Origin of the sequence: Staphylococcus sp. SB1-57, assembly GCF_017086425.1 — a bacterium.
Classification (GTDB): Bacteria; Bacillota; Bacilli; order Staphylococcales; family Staphylococcaceae; genus Staphylococcus; species Staphylococcus warneri_A.
On the sequence record NZ_CP070964.1, the window covers coordinates 2226126 to 2251252 of the forward strand.

The window sequence follows — 25127 nt, forward strand, 5'->3', positions numbered from 1 at the left end:
TCTTATATCAACATTGTTTAATCGCTTAATACATTTAAACAAAGCAAACAATCTTCGCCCTGTCTATGTTTGCCAAATAACTCACCTTTGCAAATATGAAATCCTTCTTTATATAACATAGCTAAGTTATCTTTACTAGGCAGTGGCTTCTTCACATGTTTCGTCTGGTGTGGGTGAACAGTTTCAGAATTTGAACTTTCGCTCTTATCCATTAATTGTTTTAAATTATCATTTTCTACTTGAAGCGCTACATTTTCTTCAACCAATGCTACAGCTAAATCTTTTAAATCCAACATATCTTGATTAAGCTGGTTCATGTTTGTTTCTAAGCGCATTAATTTTTCAAATAATTCATTACGATTCAAAGGTGGTTAAACCTCCTTAATTAAATGCTTCAATTTCTTCCATTTTGTACTCTAATGGTTGTTCCATACCATCTATTTTAACTTGCATCGATATATCCAAGATATTTAAACCGACTACTTGGCCATTACCATCAGGTGTTTCAATTGAGTCACCTACATCTGGTAATTGAGCACGTGCTTCTTCATAATAATCATTTTCATATTTTAAGCAACACATCAAACGTCCACATGCACCCGAAATTTTAGCAGGGTTAAGTGACAGGTTTTGGTCTTTAGCCATTTTAATAGACACAGGTTCGAAATCGCCTAAGAAAGTCGAACAACATAAAGAGCGTCCGCATGGCCCTATACCACCTAATAATTTAGCTTCATCACGCACACCAATCTGTCTCAGTTCTATTCTCGTTTTCAAATTTTGCGCTAATACTTTAACTAACTTTCTAAAATCAATACGATCGTCAGCAGTAAAATTGAAAATGACTTTTGATTTGTCTAATGTATATTCGCAATTAACTAATCTCATATCCAATTCCTGCTGTATTACTACCTCTTTACATAGTGCAAGTGCCTTCTCAGCATCAATTGTATTATTATAGTAGATGTCTATATCTTGTTGCGTCGCTATTCTCATTACTTCTTTTAATGGAAGTGAAACATCACCGTCATCTACAGTTCTCGTAGGCATTTTTACTAATCCTATTTCTATACCTCGTTTTGATTCCACTACTACCCAATCGCCCATTTCAATTTGTAAATCTTTAGGTGCATAATATTCTAACTTTCCAGCTTTTTGAAACTGGACACCTATTACATCTGGCATCTATCTCACACCTTTAATCACTATTTGTTCGAATACAAGTGTTGGGTTTACATTTTGATTTAACTTTTTATGTGCCTCTGTTAATTGATCATACATCAATATAAGTTGGTTATATGTTAAATGCTTTGCATACTTTTCTATCTCAACACTCAAATCACTATATATATATTCGCTATTTACTTCTACTTTTGCGTGCATGATATCCTCAAAAAATCCATTCACTGCAGATAATGTTAACAACTGTAATTTACGATTTTTCGCCTGTTTTAACAAATCGATAATCCCAATTAATGCCATCGAACGATTCGTTAATAACAACTCACACCATCTTATAATTGTCTTTCTCAAACTAGTAAGGTCATATTCTTCATTTAATGATAATGCAGTCTCTGCTTGCGTCGTATATGTACTTAACATCTCCGCCACAGGACGTGTCAAAGACTCATCAACTAAGTGATTGATAAACTGACCTTTATCAATAGGTTTAAAATAGACATGTTGACATCTCGAATGTATGGTGTCTAAAATCTGTTCTGGTTTAGTTGATAATAAAATAGCTATCGTATTTTGAGGAGGTTCCTCTAAGAATTTTAATATACTATTTTCACCTTGAACAGTTAATTTTTCGAAATCTTCTACTATATATACTTTATAATTACCTTCTATCGGTAGTTGATTCATATGATGAACAAGTTGTTCGATCTTTTCTTTTTTTATAGTAGTTTCTTCACTAGAGACATACATAAAATCAGGATGATTCAACGTACTTACTTTAACTTCACATTGTTCATCGTTGTTACATAAGATGAGTTTAGCAAAATTAATAGCGACCTTTTGCATTGATTGTGCGTCATCGCCCTCAAAAAGATAAGCATGTGACAATTTATTCGACGCATAAGCATTAGCTAATTGTTGTTGTTCATCCATCTGGATATCTCTCCTATATCTACTTATATAAAAAGACTGCTAAAAGAGCAGTCTCAAATTGTTAAATACTGTATATCACAATTCATCAATAAACTAATGTCTCGTGCAATAAACATTAGTTACATTTAAAATTGATGGAAGGCTTCAATAGGCATTACGAATACCGTTGCACCGCCAACTTCTACTTCTACTGGATAGGGTATGTAAGAATCTGCACTACCACCCATTGGAGTAATAGGAGACACAAGTTGTTCTCTATTACCACAAGTATTGTTTATAACTGATAATAAATCGTCTACACGGTCATCATTAACACCACATAAGAACGTTGTATTACCTGCTTTTAAGAAACCACCTGTTGTTGCTAATTTTGTTGCTCTAAAATCATTTTTGACAAGTTGGTCTGAAAGTTCTTGGCTGTCTTGGTCTTGGACGATTGCTATAATCATCTTCATTTCTATAACACCTCTTTCATCTATTATATCACATTTATTTTAAATATTTGATGATAGATTGATATGCGGCTAATACAACTTTATCAATTGATTGATCTGCATCTATCTGAACAAAACGCTCTGGCTCATTATGTATCACTTGATGATAACCCTCAATGACTTTTTCATGAAAATCAATATCTTCTTGATCCAAGCGATTCTGATCTCTTTGATTACTGAGGATTCTTTCACGCCCTACTTCAGCAGAAACATCTAAATAAATCGTTAAATCTGGATATAGTCCATTAATTGCAAATTCGTTTAAAGCTTTCACTTCTTCAATTCCAATACCTCTTGCATATCCTTGATATGCTAATGAACTATCAATGTATCTATCACAAAGAACAATTTGATTGTTTCTCAAAGCAGGCATCACTTTTTCTACTAAATGTTCTCGTCTCGATGCCGCAAAAAGCATTGCTTCAGTTCTAATATCCATTTGATTGCCTTCTAGTACGACTTTTCTTATCTCTTCGCCTGTTGGAACACCACCAGGTTCACGGGTAGATATAACATCATAGTGTTGAGCTAACTTTTCAGCCACTGCTTTTAAAACGGTTGTTTTTCCTGAACCTTCTGGCCCTTCAAATGTTATAAATGCTGACATTTTTATTCATCCTTAATTAATATTTGATTATCTTTTATTCCTTCAACTTTCATATTTGAATGTTGATATTGATTTATTAATTTTATCATATTTAAAGTGATTTTTTCTCCTTTAAACAGAATCGGCACACCAGGTGGATAAGGTACAATGTGACGGGCCAACAGTTTTCCTGCTGAATGACGAATATCAATCCATTTAACTTTGTTATATACCATAGGTGAAAACATGCCACTTTCTGTCATAAGCTGTGGGTATATCAACAAATCTTCCTTTACATGCGGAATGACCATGCTTTGAATTTTATTTATTAATATCTCAAAAGGATATTTATCTTCTTTATGCCATAACGGTAATACAAATAAGATTTGAAAATCATCTGCTAACTCTACAAATATATGTTCATTCTCAAACCATTTTTGAATGTCATATCCAGAATAACCTGGGTAAGAAATCAACATTTTTAATGGGTCATCAACTTCTTTAACAACAAATCCTTTACGATTTAAAACATTCGAAAGGGTATGTCTTTTTTCAAAAAATATTCCACTATCATAATTTTGATAAAATGTTTGTGCTAACTCCAAACTTGCCATGACTAAGTATGATGGGCTAGACGTTTGAAAGTAAGATAAATATTGTTTGATGTTTTCTTTATAAGGTGCATCTTTATGTATAAATAACACCGACCCCATAGTAAGTGCAGGTAATGTTTTATGATAAGACTGAACAACATAATCAGCACCATAATTTAATGTAGAATCAGGAAATCCATCTAAACCGAAATGTGCACCGTGTGCCTCATCAACGAGTACTGGAACATTATTAGAATGCAATAAGTCTATATCAGTTTGAATTGAGTAAGTTTCTCCATAATAATTGGGATAAGTCATAATCGCTAATTTATGTTGACTCAAATCTAATCCATTAAAGTTAGGAGCTATATAATGATGAGATGTTGAACTTACCTTCATGTTTGTTAAAGTCGCTTTTTGATTCGCTAATTCCAATCCATGAAAAACTGATTTATGTACATTTCTAGGTATCAAATAGTTTCCTGACTCATAAGCCAAGCCTTGGATTACAGATAAAATCCCAGAAGTAGTTCCATTAACTAATAGATAAGCATCGTAATCTCGATGTTTATTAAATTTTGTCATGCTTTCTAAAATGATATCTTCGGGATGATGCAAATCGTCCAAGCCACTAATTTCAGTCATATCCATTTTCAGATCCAATGATTCTAGCTGACCTATAGTCATATTTTTGTGACCAGGCACATGCATGGAAATACTTTGTTGTGATATTAATTCATGTAATTTTTTAGATATTGGTAAACTCAAATCATCACTCTCTTCACTTTTATAATCGTCTTATCTAACCTAGACTATCTTATATGAGATAAATCATCATCTTGTTGATTAACCCAATTTCGTTTTAATAGTCCCATGACATAGCAGTCTCTATATTCTCCTCTTGTATAGAAGTGTTCTTTTAATTTTCCTTCAATTTCAAAGTTATTACTTTTATAAATATGTACTGCTTTCTCATTACTTACATCTACATATAGATAAACTTTATGCATGTTAAGCACTAAAAACGCATAATCTACTGCCATCTTGAACGCTTTTTTTGCATAACCTCTATTCGCAAATTGCGGGTCAACAATAATCAATACTTCGCAAGTTCTATGTATAAAATTAATTTCTAATAACTCAACAACACCAATGGATTGTTGATCCTCTTCAATAACAAATCGTCTTTCTGATTCATCTAAAATATGCTTTTGGTATAGCGATTCTAATTCACTCAATGATTGATATGGCTCTTCAAACCAATAAGACATAATTGAATATTCATTATTCAAATTATGTAAATATTGCAAATCTGTTTTTTCTAAAGCTCTAATGATCATTTTAAAGCACTCCTTTAAATACGATAGTATTGGACTTTGTTTTAAATGTAAATCATTTCAAGCTTTTTGACATTAAATTTAATCATTTAGTTAAGTGTTAGAACATAAAAATGAGGCTACTAAGGCCTTGAGGTATTTATCATTAATCAAACAATTTAAATGTCGCTATTTTAAATCAAACGAAAAAGTTATATGCTCTTAATTACTTAACCAACTCGTTGCATTTGCTCTGCGTTGACTTTCTTTTTTGGGCATAAAAAAAGAGACCTTACGGTCTCAATGCGGCTCATCGCATCCTATTATTTGCCTGGCAACGTCCTACTCTAGCGGAACGTTAGTCCGACTACCATCGGCGCTAAGGAGCTTAACTTCTGTGTTCGGCATGGGAACAGGTGTGACCTCCTTGCCATTGTCACCAGACAAATGGAATGTATTATACATTCAAAACTAGATAGTAAGTAAAATGATTTTGCGTCGCAAAACATAAATTTTGATTAAGTCTTCGATCGATTAGTATTCGTCAGCTCCACGTGTCACCACGCTTCCACCTCGAACCTATTAACCTCATCATCTTTGAGGGATCTTATAACCGAAGTTGGGAAATCTCATCTTGAGGGGGGCTTCATGCTTAGATGCTTTCAGCACTTATCCCGTCCATACATAGCTACCCAGCTATGCCGTTGGCACGACAACTGGTACACCAGAGGTATGTCCATCCCGGTCCTCTCGTACTAAGGACAGCTCCTCTCAAATTTCCTACGCCCACGACGGATAGGGACCGAACTGTCTCACGACGTTCTGAACCCAGCTCGCGTACCGCTTTAATGGGCGAACAGCCCAACCCTTGGGACCGACTACAGCCCCAGGATGCGATGAGCCGACATCGAGGTGCCAAACCTCCCCGTCGATGTGAACTCTTGGGGGAGATAAGCCTGTTATCCCCGGGGTAGCTTTTATCCGTTGAGCGATGGCCCTTCCATGCGGAACCACCGGATCACTAAGTCCGTCTTTCGACCCTGCTCGACTTGTAAGTCTCGCAGTCAAGCTCCCTTATGCCTTTACACTCTATGAATGATTTCCAACCATTCTGAGGGAACCTTTGAGCGCCTCCGTTACCTTTTAGGAGGCGACCGCCCCAGTCAAACTGCCCACCTGACACTGTCTCCCACCACGATAAGTGGTGCGGGTTAGAAAGCCAACACAGCTAGGGTAGTATCCCACCAATGCCTCCACGTAAGCTAGCGCTCACGTTTCAAAGGCTCCTACCTATCCTGTACAAGCTGTGCCGAATTTCAATATCAGGCTACAGTAAAGCTCCACGGGGTCTTTCCGTCCTGTCGCGGGTAACCTGCATCTTCACAGGTACTATGATTTCACCGAGTCTCTCGTTGAGACAGTGCCCAAATCGTTACGCCTTTCGTGCGGGTCGGAACTTACCCGACAAGGAATTTCGCTACCTTAGGACCGTTATAGTTACGGCCGCCGTTTACTGGGGCTTCGATTCGTAGCTTCGCAGAAGCTAACTACTCCTCTTAACCTTCCAGCACCGGGCAGGCGTCAGCCCCTATACATCACCTTACGGTTTAGCAGAGACCTGTGTTTTTGATAAACAGTCGCTTGGGCCTATTCACTGCGGCTCTTCTGGGCGTTAACCCTAAAGAGCACCCCTTCTCCCGAAGTTACGGGGTCATTTTGCCGAGTTCCTTAACGAGAGTTCGCTCGCTCACCTTAGAATTCTCATCTTGACTACCTGTGTCGGTTTGCGGTACGGGCACCTGTTATCTATCTAGAGGCTTTTCTTGGCAGTGTGAAATCAACGACTCGAGGAAACAATTTCCTCTCCCCATCACAGCTTGACCTTATGAGTGCCGGATTTGCCTAACACTCAGTCTTACTGCTTGGACGTGCAATCCAATAGCACGCTTCGCCTATCCTACTGCGTCCCCCCATCGATTAAAACGATACTAGGTGGTACAGGAATATCAACCTGTTATCCATCGCCTACGCCTGTCGGCCTCAGCTTAGGACCCGACTAACCCAGAGCGGACGAGCCTTCCTCTGGAAACCTTAGTCAATCGGTGGACGGGATTCTCACCCGTCTTTCGCTACTCACACCGGCATTCTCACTTCTAAGCGCTCCACATGTCCTTGCGATCATGCTTCGACGCCCTTAGAACGCTCTCCTACCATTGTCCTACGGACAATCCACAGCTTCGGTAATATGTTTAGCCCCGGTACATTTTCGGCGCAGTGTCACTCGACTAGTGAGCTATTACGCACTCTTTAAATGATGGCTGCTTCTAAGCCAACATCCTAGTTGTCTGGGCAACGCCACATCCTTTTCCACTTAACATATATTTTGGGACCTTAGCTGGTGGTCTGGGCTGTTTCCCTTTCGAACACGGACCTTATCACCCATGTTCTGACTCCCAAGTTAAATTGATTGGCATTCGGAGTTTGTCTGAATTCGGTAACCCGAGAAGGGCCCCTCGTCCAAACAGTGCTCTACCTCCAATAATCATCACTTGAGGCTAGCCCTAAAGCTATTTCGGAGAGAACCAGCTATCTCCAAGTTCGATTGGAATTTCTCCGCTACCCTCAGTTCATCCGCTCACTTTTCAACGTAAGTCGGTTCGGTCCTCCATTCAGTGTTACCTGAACTTCAACCTGACCAAGGGTAGATCACCTGGTTTCGGGTCTACGACCAAATACTAAACGCCCTATTCAGACTCGCTTTCGCTACGGCTCCACATTAGCTGCTTAACCTTGCATCAAATCGTAACTCGCCGGTTCATTCTACAAAAGGCACGCCATCACCCATTAACGGGCTCTGACTACTTGTAAGCACACGGTTTCAAGTTCTCTTTCACTCCCCTTCCGGGGTACTTTTCACCTTTCCCTCACGGTACTGGTTCACTATCGGTCACTAGAGAGTATTTAGCCTTAGGAGATGGTCCTCCCAGATTCCGACGGAATTTCACGTGCTCCGTCGTACTCAGGATCCACTCAAGAGAGTATATATTTTCGACTACAGGATTATTACCTTCTTTGATTCAACTTTCCAGATGATTCGTCTAATATATACTTTTGTAACTCCGTATAGAGTGTCCTACAACCCCAACAAGCAAGCTTGTTGGTTTGGGCTCTTCCCGTTTCGCTCGCCGCTACTCAGGGAATCGATTTTTCTTTCTCTTCCTCCGGGTACTAAGATGTTTCAGTTCTCCGGGTCTGCCTTCTGATATGCTATGTATTCACATATCGATAACATGACATAACTCATGCTGGGTTTCCCCATTCGGAAATCTCTGGATCAACGCTTACTTACAGCTCCCCAAAGCATATCGTCGTTAGTAACGTCCTTCATCGGCTTCTAGTGCCAAGGCATCCACCGTGCGCCCTTAATAACTTAATCTATGTTTCCATCCTACAGGAAACGCGTTATTAATCTTGTGAGTGTTCTTTCGAACACTAGCGATTATTTCTTATGAATTCAAGCTTTAAAACTCTAATTCACTCGGTTTTGCTTGGTAAAATCTATTTTACTTACTTATCTAGTTTTCAATGTACAAGTTCTATTTCCAGTCAAGCGTTTGCATACTGCTTTGTTATCATTACTTTAAATACCCATTTACTCTAGTAAACTTCGCTTTAAAGTAACTCAACGCATTGTCTGCGAATCGCTTTCTTTGAAAAAGAAGATATGTTGAATGTTGTATAAACATTCAAAACTGAATACAATATGTCAATGTTATTCCTTCATCTTCTACGAAGATGTTCCGAATATATCCTTAGAAAGGAGGTGATCCAGCCGCACCTTCCGATACGGCTACCTTGTTACGACTTCACCCCAATCATTTGTCCCACCTTCGACGGCTAGCTCCATAAATGGTTACTCCACCGGCTTCGGGTGTTACAAACTCTCGTGGTGTGACGGGCGGTGTGTACAAGACCCGGGAACGTATTCACCGTAGCATGCTGATCTACGATTACTAGCGATTCCAGCTTCATGTAGTCGAGTTGCAGACTACAATCCGAACTGAGAACAACTTTATGGGATTTGCTTGACCTCGCGGTTTAGCTGCCCTTTGTATTGTCCATTGTAGCACGTGTGTAGCCCAAATCATAAGGGGCATGATGATTTGACGTCATCCCCACCTTCCTCCGGTTTGTCACCGGCAGTCAACTTAGAGTGCCCAACTTAATGATGGCAACTAAGCTTAAGGGTTGCGCTCGTTGCGGGACTTAACCCAACATCTCACGACACGAGCTGACGACAACCATGCACCACCTGTCACTTTGTCCCCCGAAGGGGAAAACTCTATCTCTAGAGCGGTCAAAGGATGTCAAGATTTGGTAAGGTTCTTCGCGTTGCTTCGAATTAAACCACATGCTCCACCGCTTGTGCGGGTCCCCGTCAATTCCTTTGAGTTTCAACCTTGCGGTCGTACTCCCCAGGCGGAGTGCTTAATGCGTTAGCTGCAGCACTAAGGGGCGGAAACCCCCTAACACTTAGCACTCATCGTTTACGGCGTGGACTACCAGGGTATCTAATCCTGTTTGATCCCCACGCTTTCGCACATCAGCGTCAGTTACAGACCAGAAAGTCGCCTTCGCCACTGGTGTTCCTCCATATCTCTGCGCATTTCACCGCTACACATGGAATTCCACTTTCCTCTTCTGCACTCAAGTTTTCCAGTTTCCAATGACCCTCCACGGTTGAGCCGTGGGCTTTCACATCAGACTTAAAAAACCGCCTACGCGCGCTTTACGCCCAATAATTCCGGATAACGCTTGCCACCTACGTATTACCGCGGCTGCTGGCACGTAGTTAGCCGTGGCTTTCTGATCAGGTACCGTCAAGATGTGCACAGTTACTTACACATTTGTTCTTCCCTGATAACAGAGTTTTACGATCCGAAGACCTTCATCACTCACGCGGCGTTGCTCCGTCAGGCTTTCGCCCATTGCGGAAGATTCCCTACTGCTGCCTCCCGTAGGAGTCTGGACCGTGTCTCAGTTCCAGTGTGGCCGATCACCCTCTCAGGTCGGCTACGTATCGTTGCCTTGGTAAGCCGTTACCTTACCAACTAGCTAATACGGCGCGGATCCATCTATAAGTGACAGCAAAGCCGCCTTTCACTATTGAACCATGCGGTTCAATATGTTATCCGGTATTAGCTCCGGTTTCCCGAAGTTATCCCAGTCTTATAGGTAGGTTATCCACGTGTTACTCACCCGTCCGCCGCTAACGTCAAAGGAGCAAGCTCCTTATCTGTTCGCTCGACTTGCATGTATTAGGCACGCCGCCAGCGTTCATCCTGAGCCAGGATCAAACTCTCCATAAAAAATTATGATGTTTGATTAGCTCATAAAACTAAATTAATTGTTGTAACTTTCGTTACATTATTGGAATTAACGTTGACAAATTGTCATTCAGTTTTCAATGTTCATTTCTTTTACCGACAAGAATTAATTATACGCCTTATTAACTCGAAAGTCAATAACTTTTTAAAATTAATTTTTGAAGTGATTTGTGTTGTTTTCGCTTTGTTTCGCTCAACAAATATATACTATACAGACATTCAAAACTTTTAACAACAGTAAAATTTACACTTTCTTTCCTGTGTAAATCTCTTGGTGTGTCTGATTTCGTATAATATAATAAACGTTATTATAAAAGTTCGTTTTTTGGATGAATTTTTTTGATTTACATCGTAATTCACTTCTAAAATCTCACTATATACAAACTTTAACTTTTTTACATTTTATTAAACAAAAATTAAAAAACACTGACACGTTACGCATCAGTGTTTTTAACTACATTTCAGTTCTACCAGCTATCGCTTTAGATAATGTTACTTCATCTGCATATTCTAAATCTCCGCCTACAGATAATCCTTGTGCTAGACGAGTTACTTTAATGCCTATTGGTTTAACAAGACGGGAAATATACATTGCTGTTGATTCGCCTTCAAGATTTGGATTCATAGCGAGTATTAACTCTTTAACTTCATCATTTTTCAAGCGTTCAACCAATGCTGGTATATTTATGTCCTCAGGGCCTATACCATCCATAGGCGATATCGAGCCATGTAGAACATGATACAAGCCTTTAAACTCTCTCATTTTTTCCATTGCAATGACATCTTTATCATCTTCAACAACACAAATAACTGAGCGATCTCTTTGTTTATCTTCACAAATATAACAAGGATCTTTTTCAGTTATATGTCCACACACACTACAATAGGTAAGTTCACGCTTTACATCTACGAGCGCTTTCGCAAATTGAACGACGTCATCTTCTTTCATATCTAATGTGTGAAATGCCAGACGTTGAGCGGTCTTAGGACCAATGCCTGGCAATTTCATAAAACTATCTATAAGTTTGGATATGGGTTCTGGATAATGCATCTTATCACATTCCAGGGATATTTAAGCCTTGAGTATGTTTACCTAAGCGTTCTTGTGTTAACTTATCAGCTTTGTTCATCGCTTCATTAGTAGCTGCTAATACTAAGTCTTGTAACATTTCAACGTCATCTGGATCTACTGCATCTTCTTTGATTTGTACATCTACTACTTCTTTGTGTCCAGTAACAGTTACAGTAACCATGCCGCCACCAGCTGTACCTTCAACACGTTCATCTTTTAATTTTTCCTGTTCTTGTTCCATTTTCTTTTGCATTTTTTGCATTTGTTTCATCATTTGTTGCATATTTCCGCCACCGCGCATAATCTATTTCCTCCTTGTAATTCCTTGAATTCTTTAAATAATAACTTTGTTTATATTATACATACGAATATTAGCCTTGTCATGTGTAGCTAATCATCTATCATATGTACTGTTTCTTCTCCAAATAAATCTTTCGCCTTTTGTGCTACATCTTCTTGTTCTGGCTCAGTTTCTATTTTTTCCGCTTCATTATGTTGATCCTGTTTTCTGTTTTGAAGATATTCTGCTCTTACACGTAACCATTGATCTGAGGGAACACCCACTACTTTGACAGTTTTATTAACGATATTACAGACTACACTTTCTATATTGTTACGCTTTTCATCGTCTTTATTAACAATTTCACAGTGAATCTCTTCTTCAAATTTCACTAACACATGATCTTCGCTTGCTGCTACTGGTTCTGAATTTTGAAGTAAACTTACTAAGGACTTTTTATCATTGTTTTTAGCATGATCAATAACTTCTTGCCAATGATCTTTGAGTAGTTTGATATCATCTTTATTGGCTTTATCTAACACTTTAGCAATTTGTTGCATAGAAAAAGCATTTTTTGAGCGTTGTTGACTTCTAACTGGCTTTTTCGGCGATTGCGTCTGTCCTGATGCCGATACACCTTGCGATTTTAATACTTTCAATTCCTGCTCTAATTGTTCCATACGCTGTAATAAAACGTCATTATTAGGTTCTGTAGCAACTTGTGTTGTAGCAACATTTTGCACTGTTTCTGGTTTAGCTTTAATCATTTCAGCTAATTTTACCAACAGTACTTCGAAATGCACGCTTTGATTCACACTAAAACGTATAGATACTAATGTGTCATTGATAATATCAATCATGCGATATAAGGTATCCAAGTCAAAATGAAGAAGTGCGTCATATTCGACTTCTTGGTTAGATGTTTTATTCATAATTGTATCTCTGACGAAATAAATCATATCATTTATTAAACGATTGACTTCTTTTCCTTCAGTAACAAATTGATGATACCTCGTAAATGATGCCTTAACATCGCCTTTAACCACATCTTTAAATAATTCATTTAACGATGCTTCATCCACACTACCTGTAACATTTAACGCGTCTTGTAATGTTAAATGTTCATCTCCAAAAGCAATGGCTTGGTCCATAATACTTAACGCATCTCGCATACCACCTTCAGAGGCCTTAGCAATAAATTCTAGCGCCTCATCATCGTAAGGTAATGACTGTGAATCAGCCACGTATTTCAAACGTTCGACAATTTGTTCTAAACTGATAGCTTTAAAATCAAATCTTTGCGCTCTTGAAATAATAGTTGGTGGGATTTTGTGAGGTTCAGTCGTAGCTAATATGAAAATTGCGTGTGCAGGTGGTTCTTCTAATGTTTTTAATAACGCATTAAAAGCACCTGTCGTTAACATATGAACTTCATCAATAATATAAACCTTGTATTCGGATTCACTTGGTGCGTATTTAACTTTATCTCTAATATTTCTAATCTCATCAACACCATTGTTACTCGCAGCATCTATTTCAATCACATCAGAATTAGTGCCTTGAGTGATACCTTTACAAATTGCACACTCATTACATGGTTCCCCGTCTGTACTATTTGTACAATTTATAGCTTTAGCAAACACCTTAGCAATACTTGTTTTTCCTGTCCCTCTAGGGCCGCTAAATATATAGGCATGGGATTGTTTCCCTTTAGATATCGCATTTCGTAAAGTTTTAGTTACGTGCTCTTGTCCGACGACGTCATCAAAACTTTGAGGACGATACATACGATATAACGCTTGATAATTCACCTTAGCACCTCCGTTTGCAATTACTCTCTATTATATCATTTGTGCTAGCCTGTTCATCAATAAAAATTCTTTAACGCATAATACTTGGATATTTTACTTGTCCAATTGGTTGGTCTGTTAAATTATCCCATAGAAACTTCACTAATAAAGGCTGCGTGACATCTTCATCCTTAGAATATAAATTATAGTCATTTGCTAATTGATAGCCTAATTGAGTAAAGTATGATGTTTCTCGATCAACTACAATAGTAGTGTACCCTTCTGACTTCGCACGTTCTTCAACAGCTTGGACTAGTGCTTTACCTAATCCTTGATTTCTTAATTCCTTTTTTACTGATAGTGACGCGACAGTCAAAGCGGTATATGTTTTCTCTTCTGAAATCACTCTGACTTCGACAAGCATGATATGTCCAATCACTTCATTTTGTTCGTTCTTCGCTATTACTTCTAACTCATAATTATAGTCATCTGACTTTCTTAATGTTTTAACAAGCGCTTTTTCCTGCCAACTTGCTTCCGGTTGTTCATCGTAATTTGCTTCAATACTATTTAATGATTCTTCATAATCCACTTCTGTTAAGGTACTCAAATAGATTTGCATCTTTACACCACCCTTTACGTCATTAGCTATTTCGTTTGTTTTATCGTTATAACTTTATCAAATTATGTCACATTTATCTATTTATATAAAAAGAGAGCGACTCATCATACAAGTCGCTCAAATCTATATTCGATATTATTATTTATAAATTTAAAAACCGTGCACCTTTGAATCGAACGTATATCACAAACGTTACCGAAGTCGTTAGCTAAATCTCGGCTACCCTACGGCACATATGAGAGTCCACTTAATGCTGCTTCCGTCAGGACCTGACATGATTCATGGGTTCATATTGCATAGGACCGAAATCTTCAAACACTACGTGCTTCGGGCAGACTTCACAAAAATACGCCCTCAACAAAGGAATTAAGTCTCGCATAAAGCGGATTTCGAGTACAGGGAACCGCTACCTCCCCACCTAGCACGGTAAGATTTATAATACTATAATTACTATTATGTTTGCAAGCTTAAAATCTTACAACTATAAATATCTATCATAAATTCGTTCAGCTTCGACTCTATTGCAATAAATTTTCTCGACGTCTTGAAAACTCCTTAAATTTAAATTCAGTCGCAAGATGTTTAGATATATTATATTGAAACTGTGTCGTATCCTTTAAATATACTGTACTTCGCACTGTCGCTGTATAAGGAGGGTTAATATCGCCAAACATCTCATAGTCTAATCTTGAAAATGGTTCAAAAGTAATAGATTTACTTGAGTAACTGATATCTAGCTCTAAATCATTTTCTAAATAGTTATATATAGATTGTTTCGCAACGCTATTAGGAATAGATGTAACTACAGATTTCAAGAAAAAATCTTCATCTAAGATTTTCACCTTGTCTTGAATTGAACGTGCGCGAATAACATGAAGCAATATATCATCATTTTTTAATCCTAATGCTAACCTTACTCTTTCATAATCGCCTGCTTTAACTTCTTCGTTAACAATAAGTTCAGTATGGTGTTTCAAGCCTAATTGATCTTGTACTTCTTTGAAACTAATCAACTCTGAAAACGGAAATTCAGTGATTCCTTGGTATATAACAACAGACCCTTTTCCTCTAATCTTTTGAATCATGCCATCATTCGCTAACAGCTCCAGCGCTTTACGAACCGTTTCTCTAGACGTCCCATAATTAGATACCAATTCATTCTCTGACGGTATTTGATCACCATATTGGTATTGTTCTGATAAAATCTGATTTTTTAACTGTTCATAAATAGTAATGAATTTCTTTTGAGTCATGTTGAGATCCTCTTTTTACATAAAATTACTTCGCCGTTTCAACCACAATTGCACCAAAGCCTGACATTTGACGTTGCTCTAATATTCCATTTTGAATAATTACATCACCTGAGACATCTAAATCTTCAGGTAATAATACAGGTTCTTTAGAGAAATTAGCAATAACCAACCAAGTTTGATTGCGATAATGACGACGATATACAAATAATTGTTCGTGTTCCATATACATCGGTTCAATATTACCATAAGTTATTATATCGTGATGATGTCTTAATGAAATCAATGTTTTATATGTGTGTAAAATAGACTCAGAATCTTTCATTGCTTGTTCCACATTAATATGGTGATAGTTCTGAGGAATAGAAATCCAAGGTTCTCCAGTTGTAAAACCTGCATGATTTGTTGCATTCCATTGCATTGGCGTACGAGAGTTGTCACGTGATTTTTGATCTAATATTTCTAAAATGTCTTGCTCGTTGTATCCCTGTTTTTTCAAATAATCATAAGCATTTAATGATTCTACATCTCTATAAGCATCTATTGAATTGAAATGAGGGTTGGTCATACCAATTTCTTCGCCTTGATAAATATATGGTGTCCCTTGTAGCATGTGTAGTGAGATGGCTAATGTTTTAGCGCTTGCTTGACGTAAAGATTCAGAACTATCATCCCCGAAGCGTGAAACTACACGTGGTTGGTCGTGATTACACCAGAATATCGCATTCCAGCCACCACCTTCATATATACCTAATTGCCAATCCATCAATATTTTTTTAAGTTGTTGAAAATCCATACTACCCTTAGCCCATTTTTCACCGTCAGGATAATCTACTTTTAAATGATGGAAATTAAATACACTACTCAATTCTTTTCTTTCTGGATTAGAATATTTAATACAGTGATCAATGGTAGTAGACGACATTTCACCGACAGTCATCATATTCTTATTACCAAATGTATGTTGATTCAATTCATGTAAATACTCATGCACTTTGGGTCCATCCGTATAAAACTCTTTTCCGATTTTGTCAGAGTCCTTAAATTCACCTTTGGAAATAAGATTGATCACATCAAACCGGAAACCATCCACACCAAAATCAATCCAATAATTGACAATTTGATAAAGGGCTTGTCTAACTTCTGGATTATCCCAATTTAAATCTGCTTGAGTAACATCAAATAAGTGTAAATAATAGTCATCACTTTTTTCATCATATTGCCATGCATTACCTCCGAATTTGGATTCCCAATTTGTGGGCGGTCCATCCTCCGAATGTCTAAAGAAATAATAGTCTCGATAAGGACTATCTTTAGATTGAATGGCTTCCTTAAACCATTGATGTTCTGTTGATGTATGGTTAATCACAATATCCATCATTACTTTAATATCTCGTCGATGAGCTTCTTTCACTAAAACTTTAAAATCTTCTAAAGTACCAAATTGTTCATTAATAGTAAGATAATTACTAATATCATACCCATTATCGTTCATAGGCGATTCATAAATTGGCGTTAACCATATGTAATCTACGCCTAGAAAATGTAAATAATCTAGTTTCTCAATAATACCTTTTAAATCACCCTCACCATTGCCTGTCGTATCATTAAATGATTTGGGATATATTTGATAAACAACTGATTTTCTCCAGTCTTGTTCACTCATTGTTAAACCACCTTTATGTATTATATGAAAATAAAAAGCGCTCAGAGGTTTAATCAACTTGAACGCTTTACTTTTTTATGAATTAGATGTGTCGACCATCTTTTTAGCTTTTTGATTACTAAATCTTGAAAATACTATTGTTAACACAGCAGGAACAACTGTCGCAATTAATGTAGCTGGAAGATAGATCCACCAAAATTCACTTTTGATTGAGATAAATGCAGGCCAACCACCTACACCAACACTACCTAATACTTTATGAGCACCAATGAAAGCACCTAGTACACTTGAAGTTAGAATGGCCGCAATAAAAGGATATTTTAATGGTAAGTTCACACCAAATAAAGCTGGTTCAGTTACGCCTAATACACCTGAAATACCTGAAGTAAACGCAAGTCCTTCTTCTTTAACCATTTTCTTACGTTTATAGACAATCCATGCACCAAATGCCGCTGAACCTTGGCAAATATTTGAAATCGCTAGAATTGGCCATAAATATGTACCGCCTAAACTACTACCCATTAATTGGAAATCAACGGCTAAGAACATGTGATGTAAACCTGTAATTACAAGTGGTGCATATAATAAACCATATAACGCGCCACCTAACCAACCTGCATGTTCAAATACATAAGTCACGCCATTTGTAATGCCTGTGCCTAATATTAAGGCAATAGGTCCTATAACTATAAACGCTAAGAAACCTGTAATCAACAATGCTACCGGTCCAACTACGAGCATCTTAATAGAATCATGTACAACTTTGTTTAGTACTTTCTCTAATTGAGCTAACACATATGTTGCTAATAATACTGGTAAAACTTGTCCTTGATAATTAAGCTGCTTAATTTCTAAGCCAAATAAATTCCAAGTTGGTATATGCCCTTTACCAATATCATATTGTGATACAAGTTGCGGATGCATTAAGATAAGCCCTAAAACCAATCCTAAAATTGGACTTCCTCCAAATACACGCATACTACTCCAACCAATTAAAGCAGGTAAGAAAATGAAAGCGGTACTTGCGATGACATTAATTATATTTGAAATGTCCGCAATTTGTGGGTACATGTCTATTAACTTTTTAGGACCAAATAACCCTTCCATAGTTAAAATGTTATTGATCCCCATTAATAACCCAGCTGTTACAATCGCTGGTAAGATTGGTATAAATATATCCCCCAATAATTTAATCAATCTTTGAATTGGATTCCCTTTTTTAGCTGCAGCTTGTTTAGCGTCGTCTTTTGAAGCTTCTTCTGCTCCCGTTTCTGCTACAAATTGTTTATAAACTTCATCTACCGTTCCCGGCCCAATAACAATTTGATACTGATGATCTGCTTTGAATTGTCCTTTTACTAAAGGATTATCACTCAACGCATCTTTATCTACTTTATTATCATCTTTTAATACTAACCGTAGTCTTGTTACACAGTGTGTCGCAGTATCTAGGTTCTCCTTCCCCCCAATTGCATCTACAATGGCTTTTACATCTTGTTTTTTTACAGCCATAGCCCTCACTCCTTTGTTATCTTACACAAATTATAACTTGTCTAGACAAGTTATGTAAAGGCTTTCAAGTAAATTCATATAATCTTTTACTTCAAAGACACAAATGAGTCACGTTTCAATTTAAAACTGCCCCTTTATTAGGCATATAAAACTGTCAGCACTGCGTTGTTCAATTCCGTCTTAACGTCGCTATATAAAAAGGCAAATAAAAAAGGCAAATACTCATCATAAAATGAATACTTGCCTTTTATATCTATTAGTCTTGGATTTAAAATTCTAATGGCGGAGGAAGAGGGATTCGAACCCCCGCGGCCCGTTAAGGCCCTGTCGGTTTTCAAGACCGATCCCTTCAGCCGGACTTGGGTATTCCTCCATTGAACACAATAATTATCATATAATAGTGTTCATTAAAAGTCAATTCTTTTTTACACTAGAATTTCTTGGTTTAAATACGTTTCAACTGCATCAGCTACGGCTCTACCTTCTTTAATAGCCCATACAACAAGACTAGGTCCTCTTCGTGCATCCCCAGCAGCAAAGATCTTCGAATGATTCGTTCTAAAGTCTTTGTCATTAGCCACAATTTTGTTTCGTTCGGTTTTAATACCAAATGATTGTGGAATGGTGATTTCAGTACCTATAAAGCCAATGGAAAGTATAACTAAATCTGCTGGCCAAAATCGTTCTGGTCCATCTTCCATCACCGTACCGTCTTCAGTCTCTCTTAATATTTGTGTATAAAGCCCTCTCACTTTCCCAGTATCGTCCACATCATATCTCATTGTTTGAACACCATATGCACGTGGCTCTTTACCAAATTTCGCTTCACATTCTTTATGTGCATAATCCATTTTGAATACTGGTAAGGCAAGTGGCCACGATGTATTGGTTTCAAAAGTGATTTCTTCAGGAAGTTTCGTAAACTTATTGAACTGCACAATGGATTTACAATTTTCACGCAACGCTGTTGCCACGCAATCTGCCCCCGTATCTCCTGCACCAATAATAATGACATTCTTATCTTTAGCTGAGATAGTTACTTCGTCAATTTCACCAGTTAAAAATCGTGTTTGTTCTGTTAAATAATCCATTGCAAAGTGAATACCATAACCCATACGTCCCTCTAACGGTAAATCTCTAGCATTCTGTGAACCTGTGCATAAAATAATAGCATCATATGTTGATTCTAAATCTTCACGACTGATATCGACACCAATTTCAATGCCAGTTTTAAACTGAATGCCAGCTTCTTTCATTAATTTAATACGACGTCTTACCACATCTTTATCTAATTTCATGTTAGGAATACCATACATCAATAAGCCACCGGGTTCCTTAGCTCGTTCATATACTGTGACCTTATAGCCTCTATGGTTAAGTTCATCAGCTGCTGTCAACCCAGCTGGTCCACTTCCTACGATAGCAACACTTTGCCCTCTATCCGCTTCAGGATATTTTGGCTTAACCCATCCATTTTCATATGCTTCATCAATAATTGTACGTTCAATTCCTTTAATAGCTACTGAATTCCGATTAATTTTCATCACACATGATTGTTCACATGGTGCTGGACATACACGTCCAGTAAATTCTGGAAAATTGTTCGTTTCACTAAGTCTATCGTATGCTGCTTTAAAATCTCCTCGATAAACTAAATCGTTCCATTCCGGAATATAGTTGCCGATGGGGCATCCTATCGTTTCAAAACCATAGGATAATCCACTTTGACAAAAAGGTGTACCGCAGTCCATACATCTCGCCCCTTGAGTAGATGCATCTTCCTTTGTAAAACGTTGTTGAAATGCATGATGATTTGAAAGACGATCAATCAAAGACAATTCTGCTAATGCTTGCTTTTCATATTTCATAAACCCTTTAAATTCGCCCATGATAATCCCTCTTTCTTAATAAACTACTGCTGGTTTTAATGTCTCATCAACACTTGAACTGTTATCATTAAATGCCGCTAACATAGCATCGTCTTTTCTACTATGTTGACGTAATTGAATATCAATTTTTTGCATCATTAATTTATAATCTTTAGGTATCACTTTGACAACTAGATTTTTTATGTCATCGAAATGTTGTAATATATCTTGCGCCTTTGAACTATGTGTATATTTCACATGACTCTCAAGCATTTTCTTAATAAACTGCATTTCTTCGTCATACATAACTTCACTAAATTCCAAAGTATTAAGTGCATGTTGCGTCTTAAATTGACTGATATCACTTGGAAATACATAACTTACGCCACCACTCATACCTTGACCGAAGTTCTTTCCTACATCGCCAAGTATTAATACGTGGCCGCCTGTCATATATTCAAGTCCATGATCACCAATACCTTCAACTACCACATCGGCACCACTATTTCTAATACAGAAACGTTCTCCGGCTTTACCATTAATAAAAGCTTTACCTTTTGATGCACCATAGAAGCATACGTTTCCTGCTATGATTTCATTTTCACGTAATGAATTAGGTGCTTGTACAATGACTGTACCACCTGACAAACCTTTACCGACATAGTCATTGGCATCTCCATTATGATGTATCGTTAATCCTTTTGGCGCAAAAGCAGCCAAACTTTGACCAGCATGGCCATCCGTATTAACATAAATCGTATCTTCTAGTAATCCTTTTTCCCCATATTGTTTAGCAATCGCACTACCAGTAATCACGCCAACATCACGTTGAACGTTCTTAATGGTATAACTTCCTGAAAATGCATGACCTGCCTCTATACTTTGTTTGGCATCTGGATATAGATAATTCAAATCAAAACCTTCATCTAAATGATGATTCTGTGCTATTTCCTTAGTATTAGGACCATCAGCTATGTTGATTAATCGTTCGATTTCAACAGATGCTGCTTTTGTTCCTGGTTTAATATGAGAAGAACGTTGTAATAAGTCTGTTCGTCCTACTAATTCTCCAACTGTTCTCAATCCTAATGATGCAAGTATTTCACGTAATTCTTCTGCAATAAAATACATAAAATGTACAACATGTTGTGCTTTTCCTTTAAATAAAGCACGTAAATCTTTGTTTTGAGTAGCAACTCCTACTGGACATGTATCCTTATGACAAACACGCATCATAACACATCCCAAAACCACTAAAGGTGCTGTTGCAAATCCAAATTCTTCCGCTCCAAGCGCACATGCATACGCTACATCTTTACCAGTAAGCAATTTACCATCTGTTTCTAACTTCACTCGACTTCGTAAATCATTTAATTTCAAAGTTTGATGTGTTTCTGCCAAACCTATTTCCCAAGGCACACCCGCATGTTGAATACTAGTTTTAGGCGAAGCACCTGTTCCACCGTCATAGCCACTGATGACAATTTTATCTGCAAACGCTTTTGCTACCCCTGATGCAATGGTTCCCACACCTGTTTTCGACACTAATTTAACAGCAATATCCGCTTCTTTATTTGCATTTTTCAAATCATGAATCAATTGTGCTAAGTCTTCGATAGAATATATATCATGATGCGGTGGTGGTGAAATGAGACCGATACCCGGCGTAGATCCTCTTGTTTCGGCAATCCACGGATATACTTTAGAACCAGGTAATTGACCACCCTCACCAGGTTTAGCACCTTGTGCTACTTTAATCTGTATTTCCTTTGCATGTTGTAAGTAGTCATTCGTTACGCCAAATCTTCCAGAGGCAACTTGTTTAATTGCGCTAATTTTATTACTACCGTCTTTTTGAGGTTGATAGCGTAAAGGATCTTCTCCACCTTCACCACTGTTACTTTTACCTCCTAGACTGTTCATCGCTTGCGCCAATGTTTCGTGCGCTTCAGCTGATATAGATCCATAACTCATTGCACCTGTGTTAAAACGTTTAACAATTTCAGAAGCAGGCTCAACTTTTGATATATCAATAGGTTTACAAGTCTTAAATTCTAATAAATGACGAATAAAATCTTGGCGCTGTTGATTAACCGTATCGGAATATTGTTTGAATAAGTCATAGTCATTATCACGACAAGCATGCTGTAATAAGAAAATTGTTTTCGGATTATAAGCATGATGCTGTCCTTGTTGTCTCCATTGGAAAGTACTACCAGACGCTAAATAATCTGAATGCGACTCTTGTCTTGCTTTATTTTCCTCATCAATTTGTTGAATGTTAATACCAGAGATTTTAGATTGTGTCCCTGTAAAATATTTATCAATAACAGTTTGTGATATCCCAACCGCTTCAAATATTTGTGCACCTTGATAACTTTGAACTGTTGATATTCCCATTTTAGCCATTACTTTAATAACACCTTCTGATAACACGTTTGTATACGTTTCGACATTCGATGTTACTGTACCATGTAATTTGCCATCATTTGTGAGTTGTTCAACCGTTCGTTGAGCTAAATATGGCACGATTGCGTTTGCCCCATAACCTAGTAAGCATGCTACGTGATGTACTTCACGTGTCTCACCAGATTTTGCAACTAAACTTGTTTCCATACGTAAACCTTCGCGTATCAAACATTGATGAACATGGCTCATTGCTAGTAACATTGGCATGGCAAATCCTGATTCTGACGCTAGCAAACTATCGTCTAATACGATAATTTCAGAACCATTTTTCACATATTGAATCACTTCATCAGATAATCGTTTCAAACTAGCCTCTAAATCATCATGATATATAGTTGAAACATAAGTCGTTTTAAACTTCTCAGTATCAATAGCTTCTAATTGGGCCTCTGTTAATACTGGTTTTTTAAGTTGAACACGATGAAATACTGTTTTATCAGGTTTCAATAGATTGCCTTCGCCACCTAAATAAGACATTTCACTTGTGACAATTTTTTCTCTATAAGCATCAATAGGTGGATTAGTAACTTGAGCAAATAACTGTTTAAAATAATTAAATAAGCTTTCAGGTCTATCATTTAATACTGCAATAGGTGCATCATATCCCATAGCACCAATAGGATCTTTCTTCTGCAAAACTAAATCAAAGATATACTTATTCATTTCTTCTTTTGTATACGCAAATTGACGTTGTAGTTTAAATAATGTTTCATCATCATATTCAGTTGAACTGTATTTCACATGATCTATATGCGCTTCATATTTTTCTGTTTTTAGCCACTCTGCATACGGATGTTCACTAGCAATTTCATATTTCAATTCATTGTTTTCAACAACTTTATTCTTCTTAAAATCGACTAATAATAATTTTCCAGGATTTAATTGCCCTTTAAACGCAACCTCTGATTCATCAACATCTATTACGCCAACTTCAGAAGAAAAGACGATGAAATTATCTTTCGTGATGGTATATCTACCAGGACGCAAACCATTACGGTCTGTTAATGCGCCTATCTTATCCCCATTACAAAATGAAATCATTGTAGGTCCATCCCATGGCTCCATTAAGTAACTATAAAATTCATAAAACGAACGTACATCTTTGTTATTCGATTTGTTATAGAGCCATGGCTCTGGTATTAATAGCATGGCAGCTTTTTCCGGTTCCATTGCCAAAGATAAAAACTCTAATGCATTATCAACGATTGATGAATCACTACCATCTTCATCAACAATACGATGTATTTTATGTTGATCCTCACCAAAAAGTGTATGTACTAATTTATTTTGACGTGCACGCATCCAATTAACATTACCTTTAATTGTATTAATCTCACCATTATGCATAAGTAGTCGATTAGGATGTGCACGTTTCCAACTCGGAAATGTATTTGTACTAAATCTTGAATGTACTAGACCAAGTTTCGATTGATAGGCTTCATGTGTTAAATCTAAATATAGCCCTTTAATTTGATCAGAACGTAGCCATCCTTTATAGACAATGGTTTTGTGAGATAAGCTTGTAAAATATAATTCTATCCCTTCTTGTTCAGCGTAATATTCTATTTGCTTTCGAGCTAAATAAAGTTGTTTATTTATATCTTCAGCGTGACGAATATCGATAAACACTTGTTGAATAAAAGGCATCGTATCCGCTACATGCTGTGCAACTGCCTCTTTATTAACTGGTACATCACGATAACCTATGACATCGAGACCTTCACCTTCAAAATAGTGACTCAACACCGTCTCATGCTTACTTCCAATCACACGTTCTGTTGAAAAAAATAGCCCTACTGCATATTCACCTTCATTGGGTAGTGGTAAATCATGCAACTGTTCAAAGAATTTAAAGGGAATTTCAGTCATGATACCTGCACCATCACCAGTCATTCCATCAGCACTGATACCACCTCTATGATCTAATCTACATAACATTTCTAATGATTTTTCAATGACATCGTGTGATCTAATGTTATCCATATTAGCGTAAAAACCAATACCACAAGCATCATGTTCCTCACGATAATCGTATAATCCCTTTTTTAGCTTCTCATTATACATGATGCACACTCCCTTTTAGAATTTTCTGACAATTAATATTTAGTAA

General features: G+C 37.3%; 16 protein-coding genes, 1 tRNA gene, 3 rRNA genes and 1 other RNA gene. All 21 read right to left on the bottom strand.

What is annotated here, in order from left to right; all coding sequences use genetic code 11:
* Window positions 1-17 precede the first annotated feature (17 nt).
* Window positions 18-365: a DNA replication initiation control protein YabA gene (gene yabA, locus JX000_RS11045; protein WP_049425327.1), complete on the bottom strand. Its 348-nt coding sequence runs from the start codon at window positions 363-365 to the stop codon at window positions 18-20.
* 16 nt (window positions 366-381) lie between these two features.
* Entirely contained in the window at window positions 382-1185 is an 804-nt protein-coding gene (locus JX000_RS11050; RefSeq protein WP_124227639.1) for a PSP1 domain-containing protein, read from the bottom strand.
* Window positions 1186-2112, bottom strand: coding sequence for a DNA polymerase III subunit (locus JX000_RS11055; RefSeq protein ID WP_124227638.1), 927 nt, complete (start codon window positions 2110-2112; stop codon window positions 1186-1188). It abuts the gene before it with no gap.
* Window positions 2113-2237: 125 nt separating this feature from the next.
* Window positions 2238-2567 carry a cyclic-di-AMP receptor gene (locus JX000_RS11060; protein ID WP_002451717.1) on the bottom strand — a complete coding sequence of 110 codons (330 nt, stop codon included), beginning with the start codon at window positions 2565-2567 and terminating at the stop codon, window positions 2238-2240.
* 34 nt (window positions 2568-2601) lie between these two features.
* Window positions 2602-3213 carry a dTMP kinase gene (gene tmk, locus JX000_RS11065; protein ID WP_124227637.1) on the bottom strand — a complete coding sequence of 204 codons (612 nt, stop codon included), beginning with the start codon at window positions 3211-3213 and terminating at the stop codon, window positions 2602-2604.
* A gap of 2 nt (window positions 3214-3215) precedes the next feature.
* Entirely contained in the window at window positions 3216-4553 is a 1338-nt protein-coding gene (locus tag JX000_RS11070; RefSeq protein WP_124227636.1) for an Orn/Lys/Arg family decarboxylase, read from the bottom strand.
* 44 nt (window positions 4554-4597) lie between these two features.
* Entirely contained in the window at window positions 4598-5125 is a 528-nt protein-coding gene (locus JX000_RS11075; protein ID WP_075778455.1) for a GNAT family N-acetyltransferase, read from the bottom strand.
* A gap of 305 nt (window positions 5126-5430) precedes the next feature.
* A 5S ribosomal RNA gene (gene rrf / locus JX000_RS11080) occupies window positions 5431-5545 on the bottom strand.
* A 70-nt stretch (window positions 5546-5615) separates the two neighbouring features.
* A 23S ribosomal RNA gene (locus JX000_RS11085) occupies window positions 5616-8537 on the bottom strand.
* Between the two features lie 380 nt (window positions 8538-8917).
* Window positions 8918-10470 (bottom strand): 16S ribosomal RNA (locus JX000_RS11090).
* The 16S, 23S and 5S rRNA genes sit together here, the layout of an rRNA operon.
* 472 nt (window positions 10471-10942) lie before the next feature.
* Window positions 10943-11539 carry a recombination mediator RecR gene (gene recR / locus JX000_RS11095; RefSeq protein ID WP_002466890.1) on the bottom strand — a complete coding sequence of 199 codons (597 nt, stop codon included), beginning with the start codon at window positions 11537-11539 and terminating at the stop codon, window positions 10943-10945.
* Between the two features lie 4 nt (window positions 11540-11543).
* Window positions 11544-11861: a YbaB/EbfC family nucleoid-associated protein gene (locus JX000_RS11100; protein ID WP_002451946.1), complete on the bottom strand. Its 318-nt coding sequence runs from the start codon at window positions 11859-11861 to the stop codon at window positions 11544-11546.
* A gap of 89 nt (window positions 11862-11950) precedes the next feature.
* A complete protein-coding gene (dnaX, locus tag JX000_RS11105; RefSeq protein WP_002451945.1) occupies window positions 11951-13651 on the bottom strand; it encodes a DNA polymerase III subunit gamma/tau in 1701 nt (566 codons plus the stop codon).
* Window positions 13652-13721: 70 nt separating this feature from the next.
* Window positions 13722-14252 (bottom strand): GNAT family N-acetyltransferase, encoded by a 531-nt coding sequence (locus JX000_RS11110; protein WP_049425478.1) that lies wholly within the window; start codon window positions 14250-14252, stop codon window positions 13722-13724.
* Window positions 14253-14409: 157 nt separating this feature from the next.
* Window positions 14410-14679, bottom strand: an RNA gene (gene ffs / locus JX000_RS11115) — signal recognition particle sRNA large type.
* Between the two features lie 91 nt (window positions 14680-14770).
* The gene (gene treR / locus JX000_RS11120; protein ID WP_002451943.1) at window positions 14771-15505 is read right to left on the bottom strand and encodes a trehalose operon repressor; all 735 of its coding nucleotides are present in this window, start codon (window positions 15503-15505) and stop codon (window positions 14771-14773) included.
* 25 nt (window positions 15506-15530) lie between these two features.
* A complete protein-coding gene (treC, locus tag JX000_RS11125) occupies window positions 15531-17168 on the bottom strand; it encodes an alpha,alpha-phosphotrehalase (RefSeq protein WP_206140706.1) in 1638 nt (545 codons plus the stop codon).
* A 75-nt stretch (window positions 17169-17243) separates the two neighbouring features.
* A complete protein-coding gene (gene treP / locus JX000_RS11130; protein WP_124228260.1) occupies window positions 17244-18680 on the bottom strand; it encodes a PTS system trehalose-specific EIIBC component in 1437 nt (478 codons plus the stop codon).
* A gap of 280 nt (window positions 18681-18960) precedes the next feature.
* Window positions 18961-19053, bottom strand: a tRNA-Ser gene (locus JX000_RS11135).
* Window positions 19054-19105: 52 nt separating this feature from the next.
* Entirely contained in the window at window positions 19106-20569 is a 1464-nt protein-coding gene (locus JX000_RS11140) for a glutamate synthase subunit beta (RefSeq protein WP_049425207.1), read from the bottom strand.
* Between the two features lie 15 nt (window positions 20570-20584).
* A complete protein-coding gene (gene gltB, locus JX000_RS11145; protein WP_206140707.1) occupies window positions 20585-25081 on the bottom strand; it encodes a glutamate synthase large subunit in 4497 nt (1498 codons plus the stop codon).
* Window positions 25082-25127: the final 46 nt, after the last annotated feature.

What these genes read in the sequence shown, in the direction of transcription:
- JX000_RS11050 (WP_124227639.1), bottom strand. Translation starts at nt 1,185, where the DNA reads ATGCCAGATGTAATAGGTGTCCAGTTTCAAAAAGCTGGAAAGTTAGAA.
- JX000_RS11055 (WP_124227638.1), bottom strand. Translation starts at nt 2,112, where the DNA reads ATGGATGAACAACAACAATTAGCTAATGCTTATGCGTCGAATAAATTG.
- JX000_RS11060 (WP_002451717.1), bottom strand. Translation starts at nt 2,567, where the DNA reads ATGAAGATGATTATAGCAATCGTCCAAGACCAAGACAGCCAAGAACTT.
- tmk (WP_124227637.1), bottom strand. Translation starts at nt 3,213, where the DNA reads ATGTCAGCATTTATAACATTTGAAGGGCCAGAAGGTTCAGGAAAAACA.
- JX000_RS11075 (WP_075778455.1), bottom strand. Translation starts at nt 5,125, where the DNA reads ATGATCATTAGAGCTTTAGAAAAAACAGATTTGCAATATTTACATAAT.
- recR (WP_002466890.1), bottom strand. Translation starts at nt 11,539, where the DNA reads ATGCATTATCCAGAACCCATATCCAAACTTATAGATAGTTTTATGAAA.
- JX000_RS11100 (WP_002451946.1), bottom strand. Translation starts at nt 11,861, where the DNA reads ATGCGCGGTGGCGGAAATATGCAACAAATGATGAAACAAATGCAAAAA.
- JX000_RS11110 (WP_049425478.1), bottom strand. Translation starts at nt 14,252, where the DNA reads ATGCAAATCTATTTGAGTACCTTAACAGAAGTGGATTATGAAGAATCA.
- treR (WP_002451943.1), bottom strand. Translation starts at nt 15,505, where the DNA reads ATGACTCAAAAGAAATTCATTACTATTTATGAACAGTTAAAAAATCAG.
- treC (WP_206140706.1), bottom strand. Translation starts at nt 17,168, where the DNA reads ATGAGTGAACAAGACTGGAGAAAATCAGTTGTTTATCAAATATATCCC.
- treP (WP_124228260.1), bottom strand. Translation starts at nt 18,680, where the DNA reads ATGGCTGTAAAAAAACAAGATGTAAAAGCCATTGTAGATGCAATTGGG.
- JX000_RS11140 (WP_049425207.1), bottom strand. Translation starts at nt 20,569, where the DNA reads ATGGGCGAATTTAAAGGGTTTATGAAATATGAAAAGCAAGCATTAGCA.
- gltB (WP_206140707.1), bottom strand. Translation starts at nt 25,081, where the DNA reads ATGTATAATGAGAAGCTAAAAAAGGGATTATACGATTATCGTGAGGAA.